Genomic DNA, 21,896 nt, shown 5'->3' with positions numbered 1-21,896 from the left:
GCTTTGCTACACGCTTCCTTCAGACCCCGCCTCACGACGACGCCCTTGCGTTTCGCTAGTCCTTCGCCCCATCAGGCTGGACAGGGGACTTGCACCCCCAAGCTGTTGCGCATGCTCGGCGCACAAAAAAAACGCCGCAGCCTGTCGGCATGCGGCGCTTTCGGTGTCGCAACGCGATCGGAAACGCGATCAGAAGATCCGGTGGCCGAGCCACCAGCCGCCCGCTGCGAACACCGCGGACGCCGGCAGCGTCAGCACCCACGCCCAGACGATGTTGCCGGCGACGCCCCAGCGCACGGCCGACAGCTTTTGCGTCGCGCCGACGCCGACGATCGCGCCGGTGATCGTATGCGTCGTCGACACCGGAATGCCGAGGAACGACGCGATGAACAGCGTCATTGCGCCGCCCGTCTCCGCGCAGAAGCCGCCGACCGGCTTCAGCTTGGTGATCTTCTGGCCCATCGTGCGCACGATCCGCCAACCGCCGAACAGCGTGCCGAGGCCCATCGACAGGTAGCACGCGCCGATCACCCATGCCGGCGGCGCGTCGGAGGTCGCCGACGCATAGCCGGTCGCGATCAGCAGCATCCAGATGATGCCGATCGTCTTCTGTGCGTCGTTACCGCCGTGGCCGAGGCTGTACAGCCCGGCCGACAGCAGCTGCAGGCGGCGGAAGCGGCGGTCGACCTTGCTCGGCGCGGTACGGAAGTACAGCCACGACACGCCGAGCATGAACAGCGAACCGAGGATGAAGCCAAGCAGCGGCGAGATGAAGATGAATGCGATCGTCTTCATCAGGCCGTCGATGTTCAGCGATCCCCAGCCGGATTTCGCGAGTGCCGCGCCGACGAGACCGCCGATCAGCGCATGCGACGAGCTCGACGGGATCCCGTAATACCAGGTGATCACGTTCCAGGCGATCGCGCCGATCAGCGCGCCGAACACGACGTAGTGGTCGACGATCTCAGGGTCGATCGTGCCTTTGCCGACGGTCTGCGCGACCTTCAGGTGGAAGATGAAATACGCGATGACGTTGAACACGGCGGCAAATGCCACCGCCTGCTGGGGCTTCAGCACCCCGGTCGACACGACGGTGGCGATCGAGTTCGCCGCGTCGTGGAAGCCGTTCATGAAATCGAATACGAGCGCGACGAGCACGAGCGCCGCGACCATCCATAGGGCAAGTTGTATTGAATGCATCGTGTTCCGCTCAGGCGTTTTCCAGCACGATGCCTTCGATGATGTTCGCGACGTCCTCGCATTTGTCGGTGATCTCTTCGAGCAGCTCGTAGATCGCCTTCAGCTTGATCAGCGTCTTCACGTCGTCTTCTTCGCGGAACAGCTTCGACATCGCCGCGCGCAGCACGCGGTCCGCTTCCGACTCCCAGCGATCGATCTCTTCGCACGACTTCAGAATCTGCGCGGACTGCTTCATGTCCGACAGCAACGCGACGCCCTGCTGCACGTGCTGCACCGCCTGCGTGACGATGTGCGCGAGCTGGCTCGCCTCGGACGTCACCACGCGCACGTCGTACAGCGATACAGCGGTCGCGACGTCCTCCATCAGGTCGAGGATGTCGTCCATCGTCGTGATCAGCTTGTGGATCTCGTCGCGGTCGAGCGGCGTGATGAACGTCTTGTGGAGCAAGTCGATCACTTCGTGCGTCAACTTGTCGGCGGCCTTTTCGGCCGTTTGCACGTTTTGCTTGTGAATCTCGGCATCGGCGAGATTGTCGATCAGCAGTTCGAGCTCGCGACCCGCGGCAACGATGTGCTTCGCGTGCGCATTGAAATATTCAAAGAACTTGCCCTCGGTGGGCATGAATCGACCAAACATGGGATCCCTGAGAGATTTGTCAAATGACTGTCACGAAAATCGGCGACATTGTACCGTTTCCCGTCCTGCGCGCGCACGGGACGCGCGCACGCACGAAGACGGGATACAACGTTTCGTGAAATTGGGGTTTACATCCGGCGTTACTCGCCGTAGAAGGTCTGCGCCCCGGCAAAGTTGTCGAACTTCGTGTATTGGCCCAGGAACGTGAGCCGAACGGGCCCGATCGGGCCGTTACGCTGCTTGCCGATGATGATCTCGGCGGTGCCCTTGTCCGGGCTGTCCGGGTTGTAGACTTCGTCCCGGTAGATGAACAGGATCACGTCCGCGTCCTGTTCGATTGCGCCCGATTCCCGCAGGTCCGACATCACCGGGCGTTTGTTCGGCCGCTGTTCGAGGCCGCGGTTCAGCTGCGACAGTGCGATCACCGGCACGTCGAGTTCCTTCGCGAGACTCTTCAGCGAACGGGAAATTTCCGAAATTTCGGTCGCGCGGTTCTCGCCCGACGACGAACCCGACATCAGCTGCAGGTAGTCGACGATGATGAGCCCGAGCTTGCCGCACTGGCGCGCGAGCCGGCGCGCCCGCGAGCGCAGTTCCATCGGGTTCAGGCCGCCCGTCTCGTCGATGAACAGCTGCGCCTCGCTCATCTTCTGCACCGCGTGCGTGAGCTTCGGCCAGTCCTCGTCGGTCAGGCGCCCGGTCCGCATCCGGTGCTGGTCGAGCCGGCCGATCGAACCGAGCATACGCATCACGAGCTGCGTGCCCGGCATTTCCATCGAGAACACCGCGACCGGCAGGCCATATTCCACCGCGACGTATTCGCCGATGTTCATCGAGAAGGCCGTTTTTCCCATTGACGGTCTTCCGGCCACGATGATCAGCTCGCCGCCGTGCATCCCGGACGTCATCCGGTCGAGATCGACGAAACCCGTCGGCGTGCCCGTGACGTCGCTCGGATTCGCGGTGTGATACAGCGTGTCGATCCGCTCGACGACCTGCGTGAGCAGCGGACCGATCTCGAGGAAGCCCTGGTTGCCGCGCGCGCCCTCTTCGGCGATCGAGAACACCTTCGATTCCGCCTCGTCGAGCAGCTGGCGGACTTCCTTGCCCTGCGGATTGAACGCATCGGCGGAAATCTCGTCGGCCACCGACACGAGCCGGCGCAGCACCGCGCGGTCGCGCACGATTTCCGCATAGCGGCGGATGTTCGCCGCGCTCGGCGTGTTCTGTGCGAGCGCGTTCAGGTACGCGAGCCCGCCGACATCGTCCGCCTTGCCCGACGTGGTCAGCGCCTCGTACACGGTCACCACGTCGGCCGGCCGCGTCGCCGCGATCAGCCGGCCGATATGCTCGAAGATGATCCGGTGGTCGTAGCGGTAAAAATCGCCCTGCGACAGATAGTCGGCGATCCGGTCCCATGCCGCATTGTCGAGCAACAGGCCGCCCAGCACCGACTGCTCGGCTTCGACCGAGTGCGGCGGGACTTTCAGCGATTCGATTTGATGATCTTGCGGCGCATTCATGGGTTGGGATTATCGCGAATCAGGAGCCGGGGCGCCAGACGGTCGACAGAAATTGACGGGCAACAAAAAAGGCAGGCCCCGGTTACCCGGGCGCCTGCCCTTCATCCGGGCGGCGGGAGCCGCCCGGCAAGACTGCGTGTCGCTTACGCGTGGTCGCCGATCACGTTGACCGTGACGTCGACGACGACGTCCGTGTGCAGCGCAACCTGGACAGCGTGCTCGCCGATCATCTTCAGCGGGCCTTCCGGCAGGCGAACCTGCGCCTTCTCGACGTCGTAGCCTGCCTTCTTCAGCAGTTCAGCGATGTCCGCGTTCGTGACCGAGCCGAACAGACGGCCGTCGACGCCCGACTTCTGCGTGATTTCGAACGACTGGCCTGCCAGCTTCTCGCCGACTGCCTGCGAAGCTGCCAGCTTTTCAGCGGCGATCTTCTCGAGCTCTGCGCGACGCACTTCGAATTCAGCGATCGCTTCCTTCGTTGCGCGGCGAGCCTTGCGGTTCGGGATCAGGAAGTTGCGTGCGTAACCGTCCTTGACCTTGACGATATCGCCGAGGTTGCCCAGATTGGCGACTTTTTCCAACAGAATGATTTGCATTCGAATTCTCCTTATTGCGTCGCCGGGTTACGCCTTGTGCTGATCGGTGTACGGCAGCAGCGCGAGGAAACGCGCACGCTTGATTGCCGTATCGAGCTGACGCTGATAGTGCGACTTCGTACCCGTCAGGCGAGCCGGCGTGATCTTGCCGTTTTCGCCGATGAAGTCCTTCAGCGTATCCGTGTCCTTGTAGTCGATCTGCTCGACGCCGGCTGCCGTGAAGCGGCAGAACTTCTTGCGCTTGAAGAGCGGGTTTTGTTGCTGACGACGCTTGTCGAATTTCTTACCAGTGGGGCGGGCCATGTTCAGTCCTTTCCAATGTCCTGCAATGCTGTGATGTGAAACACCAAGGTGCGCGCGTTGCGGCTCTTCTTCGCCAGGAAGCCCGTGAACAGCGTCTCGACGCCCATTTCACGGCTTTCCAGCCTGCCGCTCGCCTCCCCGGCCGCCACCGCCTCGATCGTCATTTCGACCTGACGGGGAATGCCGGCTTCGACGACTTCCGTGCGGTGATGCAATGTCGCGCTTGCGATCGGAACGCCGGCGGGGGTGTACCGCACCGGTGTGCGCTCGACAACGCTCGCGGTCAATTGCAGCCTGTTCACGTGAGTGGCGTGCTCCTTGATGGCTTAACGACTACGAGCTTAAGCCTGCGCTTCGGTCGGCTGAGCTGCAGCCGCCTTCTTGGCTTCTTCGCGCTGAACTTCCTTCATCATCGGCGACGGGCCGGTCTCGGCCTTCTTCATCTTGACGATGAGGTGACGCAGCACGGCGTCGTTGAACTTGAACGCGTGTTCGAGTTCGTCGAGCGTCGTCTGGTCGCACTCGATGTTCATGCAGACGTAGTGAGCCTTCGCGAGTTTCTCGATCATGTAGGCCAGTTGGCGACGGCCCCAGTCTTCGACGCGGTGGATCTGGCCACCGTGCGACGTGATCGTGGTCTTGTAACGCTCGATCATCGCGGGCACTTGCTCGCTCTGATCGGGGTGCACGATGAATACGATTTCGTAATGACGCATTACACACTCCTTGTGGATTGAAGCCACCCGGGCGTCTGAACCGGTGTGGCAAGTGAGAAGCCGAAGATTTTAACCCGGATACGGAGCGCGCGCAAGATTCATGCAGGTTTCGCTACGCGATTCGGCCGTGTTTTCAACGACTTGAATCCGCCCGAGCGGGGGCGACCGGGGCAGTCAGCAATCGGGCGGCGCGTCGGCCGCGCGGATCGAGATGGGGTCACAACCCGCACCGCGCGGTCATTCGTGCAGTCATTCGCGCAGTCATTCGATACGCGGCGCCCCGAGGCGCGCGTCCAGCGCCGATCGGAACGCCGCGAGCGCGGACGGTTCGGCATCGGTCACGGCCCACCACGTCATCCCGGCCGCGTCCCAACGGTCGAGCGAGTAGCCCTGCGACACGGTCGCAAACGGCGTCGACGCTGCGCCCTGCCCGGCCGGCCGGACATAGACGTCGATCACGTGCTGCCGGTAGCGGTACACGAGCACCGCGATACGTCGTTGCCCGACATAGTCGAGCCGGCCGCCCGCGAGCACGAAGCCGCTCGCGGTGAGGTCCACGACGGGCGGCGTATAGTCAAGCCGCCCGTTGAACCACGGTTTCACCGTATGCCGGTCGGTCGAAATCACGTCGATGTCGCGCGCCGACAAGCCGGCCCGCACGTGGCTCGCGACGAGTTCGTCGACGGTGCGATCAGTCTGCGCACGATGTGCGGACAGCGTCATCCCCGCGCCCGCCGCGAGCGCGATCATCAGCGCGACGCCCCAGCCGAGGCCCGGCAGCGCCACGGCGCGCGGCCGCGGCAGCGCGCCCGCCGAGCCACCCGCCGGACCGCGCGCGCCACGCAGGCCGAGCCGCTCGAGCCAGCCTGGTTCGCGCCTGGCCGCGCGCGGCGCGTCGGGCGCGGGCGGCAACCCGGCGATGATGCGTGCGCGCAGCGCGTCGGGCGCGCGGTGGTATTTGGCCTGCCGGACCGCCTGGCCCAGCGCGACGATCCGGTCGCGCTCGTGCCGGCATGCGTCGCATGCGTCGACGTGATGCTGGATCCGCAACGCGTCGGGCGCCGACAGCTCGCGGTCGACGTCCGCGCCGAGCAGTTCGCGCGCTTCGTTACAGTCCATCGATGGCCTCCGATGCCGTTCCGGCCGTCCCGCTTCCGCTCGGCGCCGCCGTGCGTACCGTGTCCCGTGCCGGCTCGCCGCGCGTGCCGGCAAGCAGTGCGGCGAGCCGGCGGCGGCCGCGAGCGAGCCGCGACATCACGGTGCCCAGCGGCACGTCCGCGATCGCCGCGATCTCGCGGTAGCTCAGGTCCTCCATTTCGCGCAGCACGAGCACTTCCCGGTATTCGGCCGGCAGCTTCGCGAGCGCGGCGTTCACGAGGCGCGCGTCCTCGCCGCGCAGTAGCTGCGCGAGCGGGTCCTCCGCCGCCGGATGCCAGTCGTCGGGCGATTCGACCCCGTCGAGCGCCTCGGGCGTTGCGACCTCGTGCGCGTGCGTGCGCCGCCGCCATTCGGTGTACCAGGTGTGGCGCACGATCGTCAGCAACCACGGCCGCGCATTGTCGCCGCGGCAGCCGTCGACGAAGCGCAGCGCGCGCATGCACGCCTCCTGGACCACGTCCTCCGCGTCGCTCGCGCTGCCGCTCAGCCAACGCGCGAGGTTGTATGCGGCGTCGAGGTGCGGCAGCACGAGCGTGCGAAAGCGCTCGCCGCGCGCTGCCGCGTCCAGCGCCGCCCGTTCGTCGACCGTCCGGCCGGATTGCCCCACGTCGCCTCCTGTTGATCCGTGCGGCCGCAGCCGCGTCCGTTCAGCACGCAGCGCCCGGACGGACGGGCGATGCGCACACGGTCAATCATCCTTACTGCCCATTGAACGAGTTTATTCCCGCCGGACGTGCGGGGAGACGAAAAATAAACCGGGAATGGCCGCCGCACGCGGCCGGTATCACAGGCATGCCCCGAGTTCACCCGCCAGGGAGCCGCCATGCCGCTCGCTTTTTCTTTCCCGAAGCACCCCGATTCTCCCGCGGCTTGCCGCGTCCGTCGGCACCGGGCCAGCGTCCGGGCCTGGGTTCGGGCCTGGGTTCGGGCCACCAAGCGCCGCGACCGCTGCCGGCGCGGCCTCGGCCGGGTTCCTCGCGGCTACGGCGCGCTGCTCCAGTAGCCGGGGCGCGCATACGCGTCGCGCAGGTAGTCGATGAAATAGCGCACGCGCGCGGGCACATAGCGCTGCTGCGGGTAGACGGCGAGGATGTCGTAGTCGGGCAGCGCGTATTCGTCGAGCACGGTCTCGAGTTCGCCCGTTTCGAGCTGCGCGGCAATTTCCCACGTCGAGCGCCAGCCGAGCCCGAGGCTTTCCGATACCCAGCGGTGCAGCAGCTCGCCGTCGTTGCAGTCGAGATTGCCGGTCACCCGCATCGTCGCGATCTTGCCGTGCCGCTGGAAATACCAGCCGCGGTTCTGGCCGCCTTGCAGGTTGAACGCGAGACAGTTGTGCGTGAGCAGGTCGTCGAGCGTCTTCGGGCGGCCGTGCCGGCGGAAATACTCCGGCGTGCCGCACACGACGCGCCGGTTCGACGCGAGCTTCACCGCGACGAAGTTCGGATCGACCACGCCCCCGATCCGGATCGACAGGTCGTAGCCTTCGCGCACGAGGTCGACGACGCGGTCGGTCAGGTTGAACGACAGCTGCATGTCCGGCTTGTCGGCGAGAAAGCCCGGCGCATGCGGCGCGACGTGCTTGCGGCCGAACGCGGCCGGCGCCGACACGATCAGGTGGCCGCTCACCGAGCGCCGCCCGGCGGCCAGCTCGTTCTCGGCCTGGTCCCACTCGGCGAGCAGCCCGCGGCATCGCTCGAGGAACGCCGCACCCTCCTCGCTGACGACGAGCCTGCGCGTCGAGCGGTACATCAGCTTCACGCCGAGGCGCTGTTCCAGCGCGTCGATGCGCCGGCCGAGCACGACCGGCGACACGCCCTCCTCGAGCGCCGCGGCCGCCAGGCTGCCTGCGTCCGCGACCCGCACGAACGTCTCGATCTGCTTGAAGCGGTCCATCTCGCGTCTCCGGTCCCATGCAAAGCTCATGACAGCCGGGCGAGGCCCGATACACCGTCATTCAATACTTTTAGTTTCGAAAAAAGCGACTCCGGCTGATCTTATCAAACCTTTCATGCATCCCTAAAGTGTCTCCAACAGACCGATTCGCAAGATCCGCCATATTCAAGGAGACATTCATGGCCAAGATGAGAGCCGTCGACGCCGCCGTACTCGTGCTCGAGAAGGAAGGCATCCAGACCGCGTTCGGCGTGCCGGGCGCCGCGATCAACCCGTTCTACTCCGCGATGCGCAAGTCGGGCGGCATCAGCCACGTGCTGGCCCGCCACGTCGAGGGCGCGTCGCACATGGCCGAAGGCTATACGCGCGCAGCACCAGGCAACATCGGCGTGTGCATCGGCACGTCGGGCCCGGCCGGCACCGACATGATCACCGGCCTCTACTCGGCATCGGCCGACTCGATTCCGATCCTCGCGATCACCGGCCAGGCGCCGCGCGCGCGCCTCTACAAGGAAGACTTCCAGGCGGTCGACATCGAGTCGATCGCGAAGCCGGTCACGAAGTGGGCCGTCACCGTGCGCGAGCCGGCGCTCGTGCCGCGCGTGTTCCAGCAGGCGTTCCACCTGATGCGCTCGGGCCGTCCGGGCCCGGTGCTGGTCGACCTGCCGATCGACGTGCAGCTTGCCGAGATCGAATTCGACATCGACACCTACGAGCCGCTGCCCGTCTACAAGCCCGCGGCGACTCGCGCGCAGATCGAGAAGGCGCTCGCGCTGCTCAACGACGCGGACAAGCCGCTGATCGTGTCGGGTGGCGGCGTGCTCAACGCGGCGGCCGAGGATCTGCTCGTCGCGTTCGCGGAAACGGTCGGCGTGCCGGTGATCCCGACGCTGATGTCGTGGGGCGCGATTCCGGACGACCACCCGCTGATGGCGGGCATGGTCGGCCTGCAGACATCGCACCGCTACGGCAACGCGACGATGCTCGCGTCCGACTTCGTGCTCGGCATCGGCAACCGCTGGGCGAACCGCCACACGGGCAGCGTCGACGTCTACACGAAGGGCCGCAAGTTCGTGCACGTCGACATCGAGCCGACCCAGATCGGCCGCGTGTTCGGCCCGGATCTCGGCATCGTGTCCGACGCGAAGGCCGCGCTCGAGCTGTTCGTCGCCGTCGCCCGGGAATGGAAGGCGGCCGGCAAGCTGAAGGATCGCAGCGCGTGGGTCGCCGAATGCCAGGAACGCAAGCGCACGCTGCAGCGCAAGACGCACTTCGACAACGTGCCGGTGAAGCCGCAGCGCGTGTACGAGGAAATGAACAAGGTGTTCGGCCGCGACACGTGCTACGTGAGCACGATCGGCCTGTCGCAGATCGCGGCCGCGCAGTTCCTGCACGTGTTCAAGGCGCGCAACTGGATCAACTGCGGGCAAGCCGGCCCGCTCGGCTGGACGATCCCCGCCGCGCTCGGCGTGCGTGCGGCTGATCCGCGGCGCCCGATCGTCGCGCTGTCGGGCGACTACGACTTCCAGTTCATGATCGAGGAGCTCGCCGCCGGCGCGCAGTTCAAGCTGCCGTACGTGCACGTCGTCGTGAACAACTCGTACCTCGGGCTGATCCGTCAGGCGCAGCGCGCGTTCGACATGGACTACTGCGTGCAGCTCGCGTTCGACAACGTCAACGCGCCGGAACTGAACGGCTATGGCGTCGATCACGTCGCCGTCGCCGAAGGCCTCGGCTGCAAGGCGCTGCGCGTGTTCAAGCCGGAAGAGATCGAGCCCGCGCTGAAGCAGGCGCAAGCGCTCGCGGAGAAGTTCAGCGTGCCGGTGGTCGTCGAAGTGATCCTCGAGCGCGTAACCAACATCTCGATGGGCACCGAGATCGACGCGATCAACGAGTTCGAGGATCTTGCCGAGAAAGCCGAACACGCGCCGACCGCGATCTCGCTGCTCGACTGATCCGCAACTTTCTTACTGACCGACCGAAGAGGCTTAGCTCATGCCGAAGTTTGCTGCAAACCTGACCATGCTGTTCAACGAAGTGCCGTTCCTCGACCGCTTCAACGCGGCAGCGGCCGCGGGTTTCGACGCCGTCGAGTTCCTGTTCCCGTATCCGTACGCGAAGGAGGAACTCGCGGAGCGGCTCGAAACGAATCGCCTGCGCCTCGTGCTGCACAACCTGCCGGCCGGCAACTGGGACCAGGGCGAGCGCGGCATCGCGTGCCTGCCTGATCGCGTCGGCGAGTTCCAGGAAGGCGTCGGCCGCGCGATCGAGTACGCGAAGGCGCTGAAGGTGCCGCAACTGAACTGCCTGGTCGGGATTCCGTCGGCGAGCACGCCGCGCGACACGACCTTCGTCACGATCGTCGACAACCTGCGTTTCGCCGCCGATGCGCTGAAGCGCGAAGGCATCCGCCTGCTCGTCGAGCCGTGCAACAGCTTCGACATCCCGGGCTTCGCACTGAACCGCTCGTCCGAAGGGCTCGACGTGATCCGCGCGGTCGGCTCGGACAACCTGTTCCTGCAGTACGACATCTATCACATGCAGCGCATGGAAGGCGAACTGGCCGCGACGATCGAACGCAACCTCGCGTCGATCGGCCACGTCCAGCTCGCGGACAACCCGGGCCGCAACGAGCCGGGCACGGGCGAGATCAACTATGCGTTCCTGTTCGCGTTGCTCGACCGGCTCGGCTATGCCGGCTACGTCGGCTGCGAATACAAGCCTCGCACCACCACGACGGAAGGACTCGGCTGGCTGCAGAGCGTCGCCGGCTGCGCGCCGGGCGCGACACGCCGCGCCGGCTGAGCATCGCCCATTCCGTTTTCGCCCACCCCATCAAGGAGACACTACATGGCAACCATCGGCTTCATCGGCCTCGGCATCATGGGCGCGCACATGGCGCGCAACCTGCTCAAGGGCGACCATCAGCTGGTCGTGAACGGCGCGTATCCGGTGCCGGACGACCTGCGCGAGAAGACCAGGGTCGTCGCCAATTCGACCGAGGTCGCGAAGCACGCCGACATCATCATCTCGATGGTGCCGGACACGCCGGACGTGCGTAACGTGCTGTTCGCCGACGACGGCGTCGCGAAGGGCCTCACGGCCGGCAAGCTCGTGATCGACATGAGCTCGATCTCGCCGCTCGACACGCAGGAATTCGCGAAACAGATCAACGCGCTCGGCTGCGACTACCTCGACGCACCGGTGTCCGGTGGCGAAGTCGGCGCGCGCGAAGCGACGCTGACGATCATGGTCGGCGGCCCGCAGAACGCGTTCGAGCGCGCGAAGCCGCTGTTCGAGGCGATGGGCAGGAACATCACGCTCGTCGGCGACAGCGGCGCCGGCCAGACCTGCAAGGTCGCGAACCAGATCATCGTTGCGCTGAACATCGAGGCCGTCGGCGAAGCGCTGCTGTTCGCCGCACGCTCGGGCGCGGATCCGGAGCGCGTGCGCCAGGCGCTGATGGGCGGCTTCGCGGCGTCGCGCATTCTCGAAGTGCACGGCGCGCGGATGACGAAGCGCACGTTCGATCCGGGCTTCCGCATCGAGCTGCACCAGAAGGATCTGAACCTCGCGCTCGACGGCGCGCGCAAGCTCGGCCTCGCGCTGCCGCACACCGCGAGCGCACAGCAGCTGTTCAGCGTATGCGCGTCGCACGGCGGCAAGGCTTGGGATCACTCGGCGCTCGTGCGTGCGCTCGAGATCATGTCGAACTTCGAGATTGCAAAACCGCAGGCCGATACGAACGCTGCGTAATCGTACGTAGCGTACGTAGCGTACGCAGCGTCCGTAGTCGTACCAAAGCGTACGAAGGCGCACACAAACGCACGACCGGCCGGCCGCCTGCGCGGGCGGCACGAATCGACGATGCGCTCCGCAGCGACGGATCGCATCGACGCGCGAAGGCTTCGCGCATCACGGTGGGGCGCCCCGCCGCGCCACTCAGATGGGCGCGGCGGGGCGAAAAGCGCCGCTCTGGGCTGAGAGCGGCGTGGTGGGGTCCGCAGCGGCACCCGGCGACGCCGGGGAAGCCTTGGTCGGTCAGACGTCGTCGTCGGGTGTCCGTCTGTCGGATTTCGCGTCTTACACTTCTTTACGTTCACACGCGCAATTGTTCATGCAATTGACGCCGTGAACGCCTACACTTTCGCCACGCCTTTCGAGAAATCCGCCGCGCTTGCGTACGCCCCTGGCGAAACGCGCCCAGCGCGGTGTTTTTTTCGCCACTTCACGGCGCGTTTTCTTTTCAACCACCTAAGGAGTGCAACGATGGGTCTTCTTTCGTTTATCAAAGAGGCGGGCGAAAAATTGCTGGGTCATGCCGACGAGCAGGCGGCAGCCGACCCGAATGCCGCGAACCAGACCGCGGCCGATGCGATCAAGAACTACATCAACGCGCAGGGTCTCGATACGTCGAACCTGACGGTCGCGTTCGACGGCGCGTCGCGCACCGTCACGCTGTCGGGCAGCGTTGCCGACCTCGACACGAAGGCCAAGGTCAAGGTGGCGGCCGGCAACGTGCAGGGCGTCGCGGGCGTCAACGACGACGACCTCCAGCCGGACGATCCGGAAGTCCAGTACCACGACGTCGTGTCCGGCGACAACCTGTGGAAGATCGCCGAGCAGTACTATGGCGACGGCACGAAGAACACCGCGATCTTCGAAGCGAACAAGCCGATGCTGTCGAGCCCGGACCGGATCTACCCGGGCCAGAAGCTCGTGATTCCGCCGCAGTCCTGATCAATCCGGCAAGACCTGCCGAGCCCTCGAACAGGTTGACACGGATTTGTCATTGAAACGCCCGATGCACCGCATCGGGCGTTTTGCGTTCAACGGCGGTAGATCAGTACGTGTCGAACAAACGCTGTACGTCGCCGCGCGCGTGAATTCCGTTGGCAAGCGCGAGCATCAGCAGCACGCGTGCCTTGTACGGATTCAGCGAACCCGCGCTCACGAAGCCGAGCGCGTCGTCGTTCGCGGCGCCGTTCTTCATCACGTGCCCCGAGCCGACCCGCGACGCGCGAACCACGACGACACCCTGCTTCACCGCATCGGCGAGCGCCGCCTGCAGCGTCGCGTGGATCGAACCGTTGCCGGTGCCCGCGACGACGAGCCCGCGCACACCGGCCGCGACGAGCGCATCGACCGCCGTGCGCGTGACGCCCGCATAGCTCGCGACGACCTCGACCGGCGGCCATGCGCTGCCGAACGTGTCGATTGCCAACTGCGTATCGCGCGCACGCGTGATGCGACGCGCGAACTCGACGCGGCCGTCCTGCACCCAGCCGAGCGCGCCGAGTTCCGGCGAATGGAACGCATCGACCGCGTACGTGCTCGTCTTCACGACGTCGCGCGCACCGTGGATCCGGTTGTTGAACGCGACCAGCACGCCCTGCCCGCGCGCAGCCGGATTCGCGGCGACCGTCACCGCGTTGAGCAGGTTGAGCGGCCCATCGGACGACAGCGCGGTCGCCGGACGCATCGCCGCGGTCAGCACGACTGGCTTGTCGCCCTGCACGGTCAGGTGCAGCGCGTAGGCGGTTTCCTCGAGCGTGTCGGTGCCATGCGTGATCACGATGCCGTCGACGGCATCGTCGGCCATGAGCGCGGCGATCCGTGCGGCGAGCGTGTTCCACAGCGGCAGCGCGAGATCCTTGCTGTCGATGCTGGCGATCTGCTCGGCGTGGATATGTGCGACCGACGCGAGTGCCGGCACCGCGTCGAGCAGGAAATTCACGCCGAGCGCGCCGGCCTGATAGCCGGCCGTGCTGGCCGCGTCGGGCGCGGCCCCGGCGATGGTGCCGCCGGTGGCGAGCACGGCGATGCGCGGCAACGCCAGCGACGAAGGGGAAGCCTGATTCGGAGTATTCATGGGCGCGATTGTAATGGCTCGCGATCCGCAGCCGATAGCCCCCGACGCAACGCGCCCCGCGTCACGCGCACGGCTCTCATGGTTTGTCCCGATCGCCTGGCCGCGCCCGCCGTCAACGCGCGCCACGTCCGCCACGTTATAGGAATGCTGTTTCGGTGTTTTCACATTGATTTGCCATGATCGGAGCGCGCGGCGCGATGCGTCCCCGCTAGATGCCCTGCTTCGTGACGGCGTCGATAAAACGCAATTCACCCCATGGGAGTGTCAAATGAAAATCCAATCGCTCGTAGCTGCACTGCTCGTCGGCGGCATGCTCGCTTCCCCCGTGTTCGCGGCGAACAGCCAGCAGGACAAGATGAAGGCCTGTAACGCGCAGGCAGCCGGCAAGTCGGGCGACGAACGCAAGGCGTTCATGAAGGACTGCCTGTCGGCCAAGCCGGCAGCGGCAAAGCCGATGACGCAACAGGACAAGATGAAGGCCTGCAACAAGGACGCCGCCGGCAAGAAGGGCGACGAGCGCAAGGCATTCATGAAGAGCTGCCTGAGCAACCAGCCGGCTGCCTGATTTCCGACGCTCCCGCATCGATGCCGCGCACCGTTCCGACGGGCGCGGCATTTTTGTTTTCGTTGCCCGCGCATCCGCTGCGGCTTGCCGCCCGTTGCTGCCCCCTCCTCCGGCTCCGGACACATGCGTGCCACGGATACCCGTCATACGGTGCGGCAATTCGCCGCGTTTTCTTCTATGATGGCTGCAACGCGGCCCATCCAAGCAAAAGAAGCGCCATCGGGCCGCCCTCGACACGGACGCACGCACCGCGTCAAACGGAGGCATGGATGGCATGGAGACAACACCGCTGGTTCCGCCGCTGGCTGATCGTGATCGTGTTCTGGGCCGTGCCCGTCGCGATCGTCGCCGTGCGCGAGATCCGCGAGGAGATGGCCTACAACAAGGCGGATCTGCAGCTCGCGCTGACCACGTGGGAACTCACCGATGCGCAGCGCGCCGCCGGCGCCGCTGCGCGCTGCCATGGCGACCCTGACGACGCCCGCGCGGCCGGCTGCCCGGCCGACGTGCTGGCCGGCAACGCGCCGCGCCAGCAGGCCGCGCGCGACGAATACGTGGTGCGCCGCAACACGCTCGCGAGCTACCTGTGGCATGCGTTCGTCGGCTACTGGGTCGTGCCGGCCGCCTTCCTGTTCGCGTGCGGCGTCGTCATTGCGCTGATCCGCCGCGCGCTGCGGCGACCGCCCATCAAGCCGCCGGTAACACATTGACACGTTCGCGCCGGCCGCCGCCCCGTATCCTGCTGCCTGCTGTCCCGACGCCGCATCGGCGCCCGGGCGCCGCCGGCGCGTCCGTTGGCCTGCCGCGACACGGCCATCCGATTTGACGCTCTTTTATCTCCGCATAAAAAGCCGTTGTAATCCGCTGTGATATAACTGCCGACGTGGTCCGCTCCGTGAGCGAGACTCACTCCGAACGTCATCTGATGGAGAAGAACGATGCAAAAACGGAATCTCGTGCTGAAAGCCGCCGCTGCGCTGATCGTCGGCAGCCTTGCGCTCACCGGCTGCACCACGACGCCCGACAAACCCGACAACGCTGCGACCAATGCGTCGAAGCGCCAGGCGATCGACTCGAGCGTCGATGCGACGCTGTCGCGCCTGTATTCGACGGTCAGGGGTTCGCGTGAGCTCGTCTCGAAGTCGCGCGGCGTGCTGGTGTTCCCGGAAGTGATCCAGGCCGGCTTCATCGTCGGCGGCCAGACCGGCAACGGCGCGCTGCGCGTCGGCGGCTCGACGGTCGGCTACTACAACACGTCGTCGCTGTCGGTCGGCCTGCAGGCCGGCGCGCAATCGAAGGCGATCGTGTTCCTGTTCATGACGCAGGAATCGCTCGACGAATTCCGTGGCTCGGAAGGCTGGGCTGCCGGCGCCGGCGCATCGGTCGCGCTCGTGAAGATGGGCGCGAACGGCGCGGTCGACACGACCACGGCCACCGCACCGGTCCAGGTCTTCGTACTGACGAACGCCGGCCTGATGGGCGACGTGTCGATCAACGGCACGAAGGTCACGAAACTGAAGATCTGACGCCCGCTGCCCGCGCGCTGCGCGGGCAGCATGCATGTGCAAACGGCGATGTCCTCACGGACATCGCCGTTTTTTTTCGCCGGCGCGAAATTTTTCAGGCTCGTTTCAGGCTCGCTTCAGACTCGTTTCAGACGCTCAGCTCGTCGAATCGATGACCTTGAAGCGCGAACGCTTTTGCGCACGGATCACCGACTGGTAGACGTCGACATACTGCTGCGCCATCCGGTGCGACGTGAAGCGCTCCTCGAAGCGCTGCCGCACGCGCGCACGCGGCACCAGGTGCAGCCGGTTCACGGCCGCGACCGCGCTGATCTCGTCCTCGACGATGAAACCCGACACGCCCTCGTCCAGCACCTCCGACACCGAGCCGCGATTGAACGCGATCACCGGCGTGCCGCACGCCATCGCCTCGATCATCACGAGGCCGAACGGCTCCGGCCAGTCGATCGGGAACAGCAGCGCATGCGCGCCCGACAGGAATTCCGCCTTCTGGTGATCGGCGATCTCGCCGATGTATTCGACATGCGGCAGCGCGAACAGCGGCTTGATCTCGCGCTCGAAATACTCCTGGTCGGCCGCGTCGATCTTTGCGGCGACCTTGATCGGCAGTCCGCATTGCCGCGCGATGCGGATCGCCGTGTCGACCCGCTTTTCCGGCGAGATGCGGCCGAGGAACGCGAGGTAGCGCGGCTCGACGGGCTGCGGCGTATACAGCGCTTCGGGCAGCCCGTGATAGACGGTCGTCAGCCATTTCGCCTGCGGCAGCGGCTGGCGCTGCGCGTTCGAGATCGAGATCACCGGTGCCGTGTTGAACGTGTCGAACACCGGCTGCTGCTCGGGCAGGTCGAGCCGGCCGTGCAGCGTCGTCACGTACGGCACCTCCTGGCGATTGAAGATCGAGAACGAGTAGTAGTCCATGTGGAAATGGAGCACGTCGAAATCCTTCGCGCGGCGTGCGACCGTTTCCATCAGCAGCATGTGCGGCGCGATCCGGTCGCGGATCGACGAGTCGAGCCGCAGCGCGCGCGGCCACACGGGCTCGAGCTTCGCGCGCGTGGTCGAATCGCCGCTCGCGAACAACGTCACGTCATGCCCGAGGTCGACGAGCGCCTCGGTGAGGTACGACACGACGCGCTCCGTGCCGCCGTATAGCTTCGGCGGCACCGACTCGGTCAGCGGGGCGATCTGGGCAATTCTCATGTTCCACGTCTCCATGGGGCCGGAACGGTGCCGGCCGAATATCTCATTATTAGCGATCCGGCAGCGCGGCACCGGTCGTCTTGCATTTTATGGGCGTTGTTACAGGCCGGATACATTCCGGGGCCCGGTTACGGGGCCCGGCCTCGGAGTTCGGTCGCGAAGTCCGGTCGCAGGGTCCGGCCACGCGCGCAGTGCGTCCCGCCTGCGTGTCAGCGCGCCGGCCATTTCCACGGCGGCAGGTCGCGCGTGTCGGCGTCGACGAGCCCGGTCGCGCCGAGTTGCTTGTCGAGCACGAGCGATTCGCAGCCGGCCTCGCGCTCGAGCGTCGCGATCAGCCGCGCCGCGTGCGACACGACGATCACCTGCGAATGCCGCGCCACCTGCGCGATCAGGCGGCCGAGTGCGGGCAGCAGGTCCGGGTGCAGGCTCGTTTCCGGTTCGTTCAGCACCATCAGCGCCGGCGGCCGCGGCGTCAGGAGCGCTGCCGCGAGCAGCAGGTAGCGCAGCGTGCCGTCCGACAGCTCGGCGGCCGCAAGCGGCCGCAGCAGCCCCGGCTGGCGCATCAGCACGTCGAAGCGGCCACGGCCTCCCGGATTGTCGATCTCGACCGACGCGCCGGGGAACGCATCGTCGATCGCCGCGTCGAGCGCCGTGCCGTCGCCGATCTCGCGGATCGTCTGCAGCGCGGCGGCAAGGTCGGCGCCGTCGTCCGCGAGCACCGGGGTATGCGTGCCGATGTGCGATTGCCGCGCGCTCGCCTGCGCATCGGTGCGGAAATGATCGTAGAAGCGCCACGACCGGATCCGCTCGCGCACCGCGATCATTTCCGGCGCACCGCGCGGATCGGCGAACTCCGTCATCATGCTGTCGAAGCTCGCGACCGGCTGTGGAACCGTCTGCCAGTCGCCCGACCCGGTGCGCGCGCGGATCTGCGCGCCCTGCCGGTCGACCAGCAGCGTCGACGGCCGCAGCAGCGGCCCACCCCAGATGCATTCGCGCTTGACGACCGGATCGAGCCTGAACATCGACGCGTCGTTCTTCACCGGCAGACCGAGGTCGATCGCATAACCGAAATCGTCGCACGCGAAACCGAGCCTCAGGCTCACGGGCCCCGTGCGCACCGTGCCGGTGACGGCCGTGTCGCCGGACAGCATCGATCGCGAGAACCGCTCGGGGCCCGCCCACAGCGTCGACGGCAGGCCGCCCTCGCGCGCAAGCGACGGGATCACGCGGCCCTGCGCGGTATCGGCGAGCAGCCGCAGCGCGCGGTACACACTCGACTTGCCGCTGCCGTTCGGCCCGGTGACGACATTCAGTGCCGCGAGCGGCACGATCAGCTCGCGCAGCGAGCGGTAGTTGGCGATGGCGAGTGTGTGGAGAGCCGTCATGAATCGGTTCGGGTCAGCGTCCGTCGGTGGCCGTCGGATCGGCTGCGGTGTTGGCTGCCGTGCTGGCGGCACGCACATGCGCGTGCGAACGCCCGGCGTGCGGCGCGTCCGGTGCCGACGGATGCGGGAACAATTCGGTGCGGCTGCGCGGCAGGCATTGCGGATAGTTCGTCTGAATATACGCGATCAACCCTTCGCGCACGCGGCAGCGCAGGTCGAAGCACAGCGACGAATCCGCCGCGCTGACGAGCGCCCGCAACTGCATCGTGCGCTCGGTCGCATCGGTCACCTGCAGCACCTGCACGCGGCCGTCCCATTCGGGCGCGCGCTGCACAAGCCGCGCAAGCTCCTCGCGCAGCGGCGCGAGCGGCGTCCGGTAGTCGACGGACAGGAACACCGTGCCGATGATCTCGGCGCTGTTGCGCGTCCAGTTCGCGAACGGGTTCTCGATGATCCACTGCAGCGGCACGACGAGCCGCCGCTGATCCCACAGACGCACCGACACGTAGGTGCTGGTGATCTCCTCGATGCGCCCCCACTCGCCCTGGATCACGACCACGTCGTCGAGCCGGATCGGCTGCGTCAATGCGATCTGCAGGCCGGCGATCAGGTTGCCGAGCACCGGGCGCGCAGCGATACCGGCGACGAGGCCCGCGACCCCGGCCGACGCGAGCAGGCTCGCGCCGACCTGGCGCACGTTCGGGAACGTCATCAGCGCGGCGCCGGTGCCGATGATCACGATCAGGATCATCACGGTGCGCGACAGCACGCGCGCCTGCGTATGGATGCTACGCGCCAGCAGGTTGTCCGCGGTATCGACCGGATGCGCCTGGATGATCGCCTCGCCGACCGCCGCCGCGAGCCGCACGAGCAGCCAGGTCAGCGCGACGATCGTGCCGACGGCCGCCGCGGTACGCATCCCGCGCACGAACGACATGCCGTCGTCGGCCTGCACCCACAGGAATTCGAGCACGAGCAGCGCGAGCGTGACGAGCGACGGCTTGTCGATGTAGCGCAGCACGACGCTCATCATCGGATACGGGCGCGCGATGCGCTTGACGATGCGTGCGCCGATCCGGTGCATGGCCGCGCCGACGAGCAACACGACGGCCGACACGGTCAGCGTGCCAAGCCACGAATGCAATGGCGCATCGGCGATGCGCTGCAGTTCCTCGATTGAAATCATCGGCCTGAGCTGCTTTTCGGTTCAGGGCGACGCGCACGCGTCGTCCGGGATACGTCAGCAAGGTCCGGGCGCGGCACCCGCCCGGACACGGCGCGAGGTCAGTTGCCGCCCTTGCAGGGAAACGCCTTGCCGAGGCCGAGCGACACCGCGGTACTTGCGTTGTAGTCGGCCAGCTTCGGATTCTCCGCGATGTACTTGCGCACCGCGTCGGTCATCTGTTGCGCCTTGATGTCGGGCGGCAGGCAGAAATACTGGCCGACGCGCGGCCCGGTCGTGCCGCCGATCGCGTCGATGGTGTTGTAGACGCCGTCGGCAGCGCCTTCGATGTAGGCCGCGCACGACGCCCGCGACTTGACGTCCGTCTTCGCGCACAGCCGGTCGAGATCCGCGCCCGTGAACGCCGCCGCCGTCAGCGGCACGGCAAGCGCCGCGGCACAAAACATAGCCCGCAACATGGTGTTCCTTTTGTCTATACGGCCGGAGCCGCACGCTGCGATGATCGGCGCGGCGGCGCCGGGATGCCGGCCGCGCCCAAGTTGGCCACGCCTATGCCGGCCGCACCGAAAAACCTCATTTTGCACTCTTTTGCGCATCCGCCGGCGACGATGCGCCGACGCGTACGGTGCGCTTGCTCAGGATCTCCGTCGCGTCCGGCGCCTTGTAGTGCTTCGCGAACTCGAGCGCGGTGATGCCGAGCTGGTTCTTCACCTGAGGATCCGCGCCCTGGTCGAGCAGCAGGTTGACCGTCGTCGCATGGTTGCCGCGCGCCGCCATCATCAGCGGGGTCGTGCCGTTCGGCGACGCGGTGTCGATGTACGCGTCGTGATCGAGCAGCACCTTGACGACCGCGTCCTGGCCGTTGGTCGCCGCGTAGTGCAGCGGCGCCCAGCCCTTCTTGCTGACTTCCGCGCCCTTGTCGATCAGCAGCTTCACGAGGCCGACGTCGCCGTTCAGCGACGCGAGCATCAGCGCGTTCTCGCCGGCCTTGTCTTCCTTCTCGAGATCGACGTTCGGCGCCGCGGCGAGCGCGGCCGCCACCTTGTCGGACTTCTCGCGCGCGGCGATCACGAGGAGCGGATCGCCGTTCGGCGCGAGCGTGTTCGGATCGAGGCCGTTCTTCAGCTGCTTGCCGATATCGGCGATGTCGTCGAACTTGACCGCCTTGACGATCGCATCGAGCGATTCCGCGTGCGCGCCGGCAGACGCGAACAGGCCGCCCGCGACGAGCGCGGCGGCGATGAGCGCAGCCGCCTGCGCGCGTTTCGGCAGATGTTTGATCGGCTTCGTCATTGTTGTGAGCTCCTTCCCTGGGTTGTCGTCGGCTGCATCGTGCCGCCGTCAGCGGGCGATCTTGAACAGCCGGAAAAAGTTCTGGGTGGTCGCGTCGGCGAGCGCCTCGACGGCGATCCCGCGCTCGGACGCGATAAAGCGTCCGACATGGCTGACGTACGCAGGTTCATTCGGCTTGCCGCGATACGGCACCGGCGCGAGGTACGGCGAGTCGGTCTCGATCAGCAGCCGGTCGAGCGGCACGCGCCGCGCGACGTCCTGCACGTCGGTCGCGTTCTTGAACGTGACGATCCCCGACAGCGAGATGTGGAAGTTCTGCGCGAGCGCCTGCTCGGCGACGGCCCACGTCTCGGTGAAGCAGTGCATCACGCCGCCCGGCACTTCGGCGCGCTCCTCGGCCATGATCCGCAGCGTGTCTTCCGACGACGCGCGCGTATGGATGATCAGCGGCTTGGCCGTCGCGTGCGCGGCGCGGATATGCGTGCGGAACCGCTCGCGCTGCCATTCCATGTCGGCGATCGAGCGGCCTTCGAGCCGGTAGTAGTCGAGGCCCGTCTCGCCGATCGCGACGACCTTCGGGTGCGCGGCCAGCTCGACGAGCTCGGCGAGCGTCGGCTCCCGCGCGTCCTCGTGGTCGGGATGGACGCCGACCGACGCATAGACGTTGTCGTGCGCGTCGGCGATCGCGAGCACGTCGGGCAGCGTCTCGAAATCGACGGATACGCACAGCGCGTGCGTGACGTCATGCTCGCGCATGTTCTCGAGCACCGCCGGCAGGCGGTCCGCGAGACCCTTGAAATTGATGTGGCAGTGAGAATCGACGAACATCGCGTTTCCTGATGA

General features: G+C 66.4%; 24 protein-coding genes. 7 read left to right on the top strand and 17 right to left on the bottom strand.

Annotation, left to right across the window (positions count from 1 at the left end; all coding sequences use genetic code 11):
- Positions 1 to 189: 189 nt before the first annotated feature.
- The 10 genes from DID96_RS26960 to DID96_RS26915 all read right to left on the bottom strand — a co-directional run bounded on the left by DID96_RS26960 (position 190) and on the right by DID96_RS26915 (position 8,026).
- Positions 190 to 1,200 (bottom strand): inorganic phosphate transporter, encoded by a 1,011-nt coding sequence (locus DID96_RS26960; RefSeq protein ID WP_124602291.1) that lies wholly within the window; start codon positions 1,198 to 1,200, stop codon positions 190 to 192.
- 10 nt (positions 1,201 to 1,210) lie between these two features.
- A complete protein-coding gene (locus DID96_RS26955) occupies positions 1,211 to 1,837 on the bottom strand; it encodes a DUF47 domain-containing protein (protein ID WP_124602290.1) in 627 nt (208 codons plus the stop codon).
- A gap of 140 nt (positions 1,838 to 1,977) precedes the next feature.
- Positions 1,978 to 3,360, bottom strand: coding sequence for a replicative DNA helicase (locus DID96_RS26950; RefSeq protein WP_124602289.1), 1,383 nt, complete (start codon positions 3,358 to 3,360; stop codon positions 1,978 to 1,980).
- A 143-nt stretch (positions 3,361 to 3,503) separates the two neighbouring features.
- The gene (gene rplI, locus DID96_RS26945; protein ID WP_124602288.1) at positions 3,504 to 3,956 is read right to left on the bottom strand and encodes a 50S ribosomal protein L9; all 453 of its coding nucleotides are present in this window, start codon (positions 3,954 to 3,956) and stop codon (positions 3,504 to 3,506) included.
- A gap of 27 nt (positions 3,957 to 3,983) precedes the next feature.
- The gene (gene rpsR / locus DID96_RS26940; RefSeq protein ID WP_096503057.1) at positions 3,984 to 4,259 is read right to left on the bottom strand and encodes a 30S ribosomal protein S18; all 276 of its coding nucleotides are present in this window, start codon (positions 4,257 to 4,259) and stop codon (positions 3,984 to 3,986) included.
- A gap of 2 nt (positions 4,260 to 4,261) precedes the next feature.
- Positions 4,262 to 4,561, bottom strand: coding sequence for a primosomal replication protein N (priB, locus tag DID96_RS26935; protein ID WP_060149888.1), 300 nt, complete (start codon positions 4,559 to 4,561; stop codon positions 4,262 to 4,264).
- Positions 4,562 to 4,600: 39 nt separating this feature from the next.
- On the bottom strand, positions 4,601 to 4,975 hold the full coding sequence (gene rpsF, locus DID96_RS26930; RefSeq protein ID WP_006402295.1) for a 30S ribosomal protein S6: 375 nt from the start codon (positions 4,973 to 4,975) through the stop codon (positions 4,601 to 4,603).
- A 261-nt stretch (positions 4,976 to 5,236) separates the two neighbouring features.
- Positions 5,237 to 6,094: an anti-sigma factor gene (locus DID96_RS26925; RefSeq protein ID WP_124602287.1), complete on the bottom strand. Its 858-nt coding sequence runs from the start codon at positions 6,092 to 6,094 to the stop codon at positions 5,237 to 5,239.
- Positions 6,084 to 6,740, bottom strand: coding sequence for an RNA polymerase sigma factor (locus DID96_RS26920; protein ID WP_124602286.1), 657 nt, complete (start codon positions 6,738 to 6,740; stop codon positions 6,084 to 6,086). Before DID96_RS26920 ends, DID96_RS26925 begins: the two co-directional genes overlap by 11 nt.
- Positions 6,741 to 7,114: 374 nt before the next feature.
- The gene (locus tag DID96_RS26915) at positions 7,115 to 8,026 is read right to left on the bottom strand and encodes a LysR family transcriptional regulator (protein WP_124602285.1); all 912 of its coding nucleotides are present in this window, start codon (positions 8,024 to 8,026) and stop codon (positions 7,115 to 7,117) included.
- Between the two features lie 179 nt (positions 8,027 to 8,205).
- Here DID96_RS26915 and gcl point away from each other — a divergent pair, with 179 nt between their 5' ends.
- The 4 genes from gcl (at position 8,206) to lysM (ending at position 12,766) form a co-directional block, all read left to right on the top strand.
- On the top strand, positions 8,206 to 9,981 hold the full coding sequence (gene gcl, locus DID96_RS26910; protein WP_124602284.1) for a glyoxylate carboligase: 1,776 nt from the start codon (positions 8,206 to 8,208) through the stop codon (positions 9,979 to 9,981).
- Positions 9,982 to 10,021: 40 nt separating this feature from the next.
- Positions 10,022 to 10,831, top strand: coding sequence for a hydroxypyruvate isomerase (gene hyi, locus DID96_RS26905; protein ID WP_124602283.1), 810 nt, complete (start codon positions 10,022 to 10,024; stop codon positions 10,829 to 10,831).
- 9 nt (positions 10,832 to 10,840) lie between these two features.
- Positions 10,841 to 11,782, top strand: coding sequence for a 2-hydroxy-3-oxopropionate reductase (locus DID96_RS26900; protein WP_409333817.1), 942 nt, complete (start codon positions 10,841 to 10,843; stop codon positions 11,780 to 11,782).
- A 513-nt stretch (positions 11,783 to 12,295) separates the two neighbouring features.
- On the top strand, positions 12,296 to 12,766 hold the full coding sequence (lysM, locus tag DID96_RS26890; protein ID WP_124602281.1) for a peptidoglycan-binding protein LysM: 471 nt from the start codon (positions 12,296 to 12,298) through the stop codon (positions 12,764 to 12,766).
- A 103-nt stretch (positions 12,767 to 12,869) separates the two neighbouring features.
- On the opposite strand, the gene DID96_RS26885 is transcribed toward lysM, so the two are convergent.
- Positions 12,870 to 13,898: an asparaginase gene (locus tag DID96_RS26885; RefSeq protein WP_124602280.1), complete on the bottom strand. Its 1,029-nt coding sequence runs from the start codon at positions 13,896 to 13,898 to the stop codon at positions 12,870 to 12,872.
- Between the two features lie 268 nt (positions 13,899 to 14,166).
- On the opposite strand from DID96_RS26885, the gene DID96_RS26880 reads away from it, so the two are divergent.
- From DID96_RS26880 to DID96_RS26870, 3 genes are all read left to right on the top strand, one after another.
- A complete protein-coding gene (locus tag DID96_RS26880; protein WP_124602279.1) occupies positions 14,167 to 14,463 on the top strand; it encodes a PsiF family protein in 297 nt (98 codons plus the stop codon).
- Positions 14,464 to 14,732: 269 nt separating this feature from the next.
- Positions 14,733 to 15,173, top strand: coding sequence for a hypothetical protein (locus DID96_RS26875; RefSeq protein WP_185732366.1), 441 nt, complete (start codon positions 14,733 to 14,735; stop codon positions 15,171 to 15,173).
- Positions 15,174 to 15,401: 228 nt separating this feature from the next.
- A complete protein-coding gene (locus DID96_RS26870; RefSeq protein WP_124602278.1) occupies positions 15,402 to 15,989 on the top strand; it encodes a YSC84-related protein in 588 nt (195 codons plus the stop codon).
- Positions 15,990 to 16,124: 135 nt separating this feature from the next.
- Here the strand turns inward: DID96_RS26870 and DID96_RS26865 are convergent, their stop codons facing one another.
- The 6 genes from DID96_RS26865 to DID96_RS26840 form a co-directional block, all read right to left on the bottom strand.
- Positions 16,125 to 17,189 (bottom strand): glycosyltransferase family 4 protein, encoded by a 1,065-nt coding sequence (locus tag DID96_RS26865; protein ID WP_124602277.1) that lies wholly within the window; start codon positions 17,187 to 17,189, stop codon positions 16,125 to 16,127.
- A gap of 209 nt (positions 17,190 to 17,398) precedes the next feature.
- Positions 17,399 to 18,577: an AAA family ATPase gene (locus tag DID96_RS26860; protein ID WP_124602276.1), complete on the bottom strand. Its 1,179-nt coding sequence runs from the start codon at positions 18,575 to 18,577 to the stop codon at positions 17,399 to 17,401.
- 13 nt (positions 18,578 to 18,590) lie between these two features.
- Positions 18,591 to 19,763 (bottom strand): mechanosensitive ion channel family protein, encoded by a 1,173-nt coding sequence (locus DID96_RS26855; protein ID WP_124602275.1) that lies wholly within the window; start codon positions 19,761 to 19,763, stop codon positions 18,591 to 18,593.
- Between the two features lie 98 nt (positions 19,764 to 19,861).
- Positions 19,862 to 20,218: a Rap1a/Tai family immunity protein gene (locus tag DID96_RS26850; protein ID WP_124602274.1), complete on the bottom strand. Its 357-nt coding sequence runs from the start codon at positions 20,216 to 20,218 to the stop codon at positions 19,862 to 19,864.
- Between the two features lie 115 nt (positions 20,219 to 20,333).
- On the bottom strand, positions 20,334 to 21,053 hold the full coding sequence (locus tag DID96_RS26845; protein WP_124602273.1) for an ankyrin repeat domain-containing protein: 720 nt from the start codon (positions 21,051 to 21,053) through the stop codon (positions 20,334 to 20,336).
- 48 nt (positions 21,054 to 21,101) lie between these two features.
- Complete coding sequence (locus tag DID96_RS26840; protein WP_124602272.1) at positions 21,102 to 21,881, bottom strand: TatD family hydrolase; 780 nt, start codon at positions 21,879 to 21,881, stop codon at positions 21,102 to 21,104.
- Between the last annotated feature and the right edge of the window lie 15 nt (positions 21,882 to 21,896).

The sequence above is a fragment of the Burkholderia sp. Bp8963 genome (assembly GCF_003854275.1).
Lineage (GTDB): Bacteria > Pseudomonadota > Gammaproteobacteria > Burkholderiales > Burkholderiaceae > Burkholderia.
The sequence above is the reverse complement of the archived record's forward strand: the minus strand, read 5'-3'. Positions and strand labels throughout refer to the sequence as shown.

Bases quoted from the DNA above. Each gene is read 5' to 3' on its own strand.
- DID96_RS26960 (WP_124602291.1), bottom strand. From the start codon at position 1,200: ATGCATTCAATACAACTTGCCCTATGGATGGTCGCGGCGCTCGTGCTC.
- DID96_RS26955 (WP_124602290.1), bottom strand. From the start codon at position 1,837: ATGTTTGGTCGATTCATGCCCACCGAGGGCAAGTTCTTTGAATATTTC.
- DID96_RS26950 (WP_124602289.1), bottom strand. From the start codon at position 3,360: ATGAATGCGCCGCAAGATCATCAAATCGAATCGCTGAAAGTCCCGCCG.
- rplI (WP_124602288.1), bottom strand. From the start codon at position 3,956: ATGCAAATCATTCTGTTGGAAAAAGTCGCCAATCTGGGCAACCTCGGC.
- rpsR (WP_096503057.1), bottom strand. From the start codon at position 4,259: ATGGCCCGCCCCACTGGTAAGAAATTCGACAAGCGTCGTCAGCAACAA.
- rpsF (WP_006402295.1), bottom strand. From the start codon at position 4,975: ATGCGTCATTACGAAATCGTATTCATCGTGCACCCCGATCAGAGCGAG.
- DID96_RS26925 (WP_124602287.1), bottom strand. From the start codon at position 6,094: ATGGACTGTAACGAAGCGCGCGAACTGCTCGGCGCGGACGTCGACCGC.
- DID96_RS26915 (WP_124602285.1), bottom strand. From the start codon at position 8,026: ATGGACCGCTTCAAGCAGATCGAGACGTTCGTGCGGGTCGCGGACGCA.
- gcl (WP_124602284.1), top strand. From the start codon at position 8,206: ATGGCCAAGATGAGAGCCGTCGACGCCGCCGTACTCGTGCTCGAGAAG.
- hyi (WP_124602283.1), top strand. From the start codon at position 10,022: ATGCCGAAGTTTGCTGCAAACCTGACCATGCTGTTCAACGAAGTGCCG.
- lysM (WP_124602281.1), top strand. From the start codon at position 12,296: ATGGGTCTTCTTTCGTTTATCAAAGAGGCGGGCGAAAAATTGCTGGGT.
- DID96_RS26885 (WP_124602280.1), bottom strand. From the start codon at position 13,898: ATGAATACTCCGAATCAGGCTTCCCCTTCGTCGCTGGCGTTGCCGCGC.
- DID96_RS26880 (WP_124602279.1), top strand. From the start codon at position 14,167: ATGAAAATCCAATCGCTCGTAGCTGCACTGCTCGTCGGCGGCATGCTC.
- DID96_RS26875 (WP_185732366.1), top strand. From the start codon at position 14,733: ATGGCATGGAGACAACACCGCTGGTTCCGCCGCTGGCTGATCGTGATC.
- DID96_RS26870 (WP_124602278.1), top strand. From the start codon at position 15,402: ATGCAAAAACGGAATCTCGTGCTGAAAGCCGCCGCTGCGCTGATCGTC.
- DID96_RS26865 (WP_124602277.1), bottom strand. From the start codon at position 17,189: ATGAGAATTGCCCAGATCGCCCCGCTGACCGAGTCGGTGCCGCCGAAG.
- DID96_RS26860 (WP_124602276.1), bottom strand. From the start codon at position 18,577: ATGACGGCTCTCCACACACTCGCCATCGCCAACTACCGCTCGCTGCGC.
- DID96_RS26855 (WP_124602275.1), bottom strand. From the start codon at position 19,763: ATGATTTCAATCGAGGAACTGCAGCGCATCGCCGATGCGCCATTGCAT.
- DID96_RS26850 (WP_124602274.1), bottom strand. From the start codon at position 20,218: ATGTTGCGGGCTATGTTTTGTGCCGCGGCGCTTGCCGTGCCGCTGACG.
- DID96_RS26845 (WP_124602273.1), bottom strand. From the start codon at position 21,053: ATGACGAAGCCGATCAAACATCTGCCGAAACGCGCGCAGGCGGCTGCG.
- DID96_RS26840 (WP_124602272.1), bottom strand. From the start codon at position 21,881: ATGTTCGTCGATTCTCACTGCCACATCAATTTCAAGGGTCTCGCGGAC.